The following is a 3,963-nucleotide window of genomic DNA, read 5'->3' on the forward strand; positions in this document are numbered from 1 at the left end:
AGCCCGAAACCGGCCACCCCCCACAGGAACAGCCGGCGCCGGCCGAAGGTGTCCCCGAGCCGGCCGCCCAGCACCAGCAGCACGGCGTACGCCACCGCGTACCCGGCGACCACCATCTCCAGGGTCGCCGGGGACGCGTCCAGATCGTGCTCGATCGTCGGCAGCGCCACGTTCACGACGAAGAAGTCGATCATCGGCAGGGCGGCGCCGAGCAGCAGGGTGAACAGGCCGAACGGGGTCAGTGCCGCCCGCGGCGGGGCGGCGGTCGCAGAGGATGTCGTCGTGGTCACGCTCCCGACTCTGGGGCAGCCCGCAGCCGGGTACCAGGCGGCCGTTATCCAGGTACCGGCACCAACTGGCACGGGGCTGCGGCCGGACTGCACCCTGGGTGCCATGACCATCGCAGTGCCCGAGCGGAACACGGAGACCAGGGAGAGCACGGAGACCGAGCGGAGCACGCAGATACGGCGGCGGGAACTGGCCGCCTTCCTGCGCAGCCGGCGTGAGCGGATCACCCCCGAGCAGGTGGGCCTGCCCCGCGGCCCCCGCCGCCGCACCCCCGGACTGCGCCGCGAGGAGGTCGCCCAGCTCTCCGCGGTCGGCGTCACCTGGTACACGTGGATCGAGCAGGGCCGCGCCGCCCACGTCTCCGCGCAGGTGCTGGACGCCGTGGCCCGTGCCCTGCTGATGGACCCCACCGAGCGCGCCCACCTCTTCGCCCTGGCCGGCACCCACGACCCGCGCTCCGGGCCGGAGTACCCGGTCGCCGCCAAGACCGCCCTGAAGGTCGTCGAACGGCTCGCTCCCTACCCGGCCTCCCTGCAGAACGCCCGCTACGACGTCCTCGCCGCCAACCGTCCCTACGCCCAGCTCTTCGGCGACCCCGCCGAGCTGCCCCCGGCCGACCGGAACTGCCTGTGGCTGCTGACCACCAGCGAACGCTGGAAGCGGGACTTCCTGGACCGGGACGAGATGCTGCGCGACCTGATCGCCAAGTACCGCGCGGGCATGGCCGAGCACATGGCCGAGCCCGCCTGGAAGCAGCAGCTGAACCGGCTGCTGCGGGCCTCCGGCGAGTTCCGCGAGCTGTGGGAACGGCACGAGGTCGCGCCGATGTCCCCGCACGTCAAGCGGTACCGGCACCCCCGGGTCGGGCTGATCCGGCTGGAGCACCGCAACATGTGGCTGGCCCCGCAGTCCCCGGCCCACCGGGTGGTCGCCTACCTGCCCGCCGACGAGGAGAGCGAGGAGCGGCTGGAACGGCTCGCCCGGCTGCCGGACGAGCCGGCGTGAGCGGCTCGCACGGGTGCCGGTCGGGCGGCCGGCCGGGTGAGGGACAATGGAGCCTCGCCCCTGTCGCCGTAGATCCGTCCCGGAGCCCTGACGATGACCCAGCCGCTGTCCATCGGACCGCACGCCGTGACGCCGCCCGTCGTGCTCGCACCCATGGCGGGGATCACCAACGCGCCCTTCCGCACCCTGTGCCGGGAGTTCTCGGGCGGCAAGGGACTCTTCGTCAGCGAGATGATCACCACCCGGGCGCTGGTCGAGCGCAACGAGAAGACCATGCAGCTGATCAGGTTCGACGCCAGCGAGCGGCCGCGCTCGATCCAGCTGTACGGCGTCGACCCGGCGACCGTCGGCAAGGCCGTCCGCATGATCGCGGAGGAGGACCTCGCCGACCACATCGACCTGAACTTCGGCTGCCCGGTGCCGAAGGTGACCCGCAAGGGCGGCGGCTCCGCGCTGCCGTACAAGCGGAACCTGCTGCGGGCCATCCTGCGCGAGGCGGTCTCCGGCGCCGGGGACCTGCCGGTGACCATGAAGATGCGCAAGGGCATCGACGACGACCACATCACCTACCTGGACGCCGGCCGGATCGCCGTCGAGGAGGGGGTGACCGCCATCGCCCTGCACGGCCGCACGGCCGCCCAGCACTACGGCGGCACCGCCGACTGGGACGCCATCGCCCGGCTGAAGGAGCACGTGCCGGAGATCCCGGTGCTCGGCAACGGCGACATCTGGTCGGCCGAGGACGCGCTGCGCATGGTGCGGGAGACCGGCTGCGACGGCGTCGTGGTCGGCCGGGGCTGCCTGGGCCGGCCGTGGCTGTTCGCCGACCTGGTGGCCGGGTTCGAGGGGCGCACGGCGGACTTCGTACGGCCGACGCTGCGGGAGGTCGCCGACGTCATGGTGCGGCACGCCACGCTGCTCGGGGAGTGGAGCGGCGACGAGACCAAGGGCGTGGTCGACTTCCGCAAGCACGTCGCCTGGTACCTGAAGGGCTTCGCGGTCGGCTCCGAGATGCGCAAGCGGCTCGCCGTCACCTCCTCGCTCGAGGAACTGCGGGCCGGGCTGGACGAGCTGGACCTGGACCAGGCGTGGCCGGCCGGGGCGGAGGGGCCGCGGGGCCGGACCTCCGGCAACAACCGGGTGGTGCTGCCGGACGGCTGGCTGAAGGATCCGTACGACTGCTCGGGCGTCGGGGAGGACGCCGAGCTGGACACCTCCGGCGGCTGACCGGCCGAAGGCGGGACCGTCAGTTCCTCCCCGGCCCCGGCTTCGAGCCGTACGCGGTCAGGAAGCGGTCGCGGAAGGCACTCATCCTCCACACCGGGGCGTCGTGGGCGGGGCGCAGGCCGTCGGTCCAGTGCCAGCCGGCGATCCTGTCCAGCAGCTCCGGGTCCTTGGCGACGAGCGACACCGGCACGTCCCGGCTCGCGTGGTTGCCGCTGACCCGGGCGATGGGCTGGTGGTCGCCCAGGAAGACCAGCACGGTGTCCTTCGTGCCGTAGCGCTGAAGCCACTCGGTGAGCGCGGTCACCGAGTACTGGACGGACCTGCCGTAGGCCGCGCGGGACCTGGCGGTGTCGGCGATGACGTCCGCCGCCTTCTCGCCCGCCGCCGCCATGGCCTCGAAGGCCGAGCCGTCGCCGAGCCGGTCCCAGTCCACCATCCTCGGGACCGGCGCCCACGGCTGGTGGCTGGAGGTCAGGATGAGCAGCGACATCCGCCCCTTGCCCGCGGCCGGCCGCCTGGCGTGCACCCGCTCCTGGTACTGCTGGAGCGCGTACTGGTCGGGCATGGTCGACCAGCTGAACCTCGGCCCCCGGTAGCCGAGCCGGAAGGCGTCGTAGACCTTGTCCAGGCCGTACCACTTCTGCTCCGGCCAGCCCTTCTGGACCCCCGGCATCACCCCGACCGTCTCGAACGCGCCGGTCCGGCGGAACGCCCCCGTCAGACTGAGGCGGTCGCTCGCCATGACCGTGCGGTAGCGCTGCTGGTCGCTGATCCACAGCCCCGACATGGTGGTGGAGTGGCCCAGCCAGCTGTTGCCGCCGTACGTCGCCGAGGTCAGCCAGCCGCTCCGGGCGTGGAAACCGGCCTTGGCCAGGGCCTTGGTGCGGGCGTCGAGCATCCGGTCCACACCGGGCGCCATGACCGGGTCCTCGACCGCGCTGCGGCCGTAGCTCTCGACGAACGCGAAGATCACGTCCTTGCCGCGCAGATCGGTAACGAGCCGGTCGCCCGGGGTGGTCCCGAACGCGTCGGTCCGGGCCACCTTCCGGAACTCCGCCTCGTCCCGGAGCGTGTCCGAGACCCGGTGCGCCTGGTCGCGCAGCGCGGTCACGGCGCGGTGGGAGGCGAGCGGCACGGCCGCCGGCTGGAGACCGAGCGAAGCGGAAACGACCCACGCGACGGCGGCGGCCAGGGCGGAGCGGCGGGCGGTGCCGGGGTGCCGGGCGAGCAGCTCGGTCAGCCGCACCACGGACAGCGCCAGCAGCACGAAGAGCAGCAGGACCAGGACGACGGCACCCGCCACGGCCGCGAGGGCGGTCGCGGAGCCGAGGGAGTCCTCCAGATACGACTCCGCGTCCCCGAGCAGGCCCCAGTCCAGCACCACGTCGAACGTCCGGCCCAGATACTGCCTGAAGCCCATGTCCAGCGCGTCCAGCACGGTCA

Annotated in this window: 4 protein-coding genes; 2 read left to right on the plus strand and 2 right to left on the minus strand. The window is 72.9% G+C overall.

All coding sequences use genetic code 11. The features are described from left to right. The coding region (locus H5J33_RS37810) for an MFS transporter (RefSeq protein ID WP_181797351.1) at positions 1–395 on the minus strand (395 nt) is incomplete at its 3' end. Here H5J33_RS37810 and H5J33_RS26380 point away from each other — a divergent pair. Both H5J33_RS26380 and dusB read left to right on the plus strand, forming a co-directional pair. After that, positions 394–1,293 carry a helix-turn-helix transcriptional regulator gene (locus tag H5J33_RS26380; RefSeq protein ID WP_181797352.1) on the plus strand — a complete coding sequence of 300 codons (900 nt, stop codon included), beginning with the start codon at positions 394–396 and terminating at the stop codon, positions 1,291–1,293. The genes H5J33_RS37810 and H5J33_RS26380 overlap by 2 nt on opposite strands. Positions 1,294–1,386: 93 nt before the next feature. Beyond that, positions 1,387–2,520, plus strand: a complete 1,134-nt coding sequence (gene dusB, locus H5J33_RS26385) for a tRNA dihydrouridine synthase DusB (RefSeq protein WP_181797353.1) — start codon at positions 1,387–1,389, stop codon at positions 2,518–2,520. 19 nt (positions 2,521–2,539) lie between these two features. On the opposite strand, the gene H5J33_RS26390 is transcribed toward dusB, so the two are convergent. Beyond that, a partial coding sequence (locus tag H5J33_RS26390; RefSeq protein ID WP_181797354.1) for a CDP-alcohol phosphatidyltransferase occupies positions 2,540–3,963 on the minus strand: 1,424 nt, incomplete at its 5' end.

Source organism: Streptomyces sp. WELS2 (assembly GCF_013870595.1).
Classification (GTDB): Bacteria; Actinomycetota; Actinomycetes; order Streptomycetales; family Streptomycetaceae; genus Streptomyces.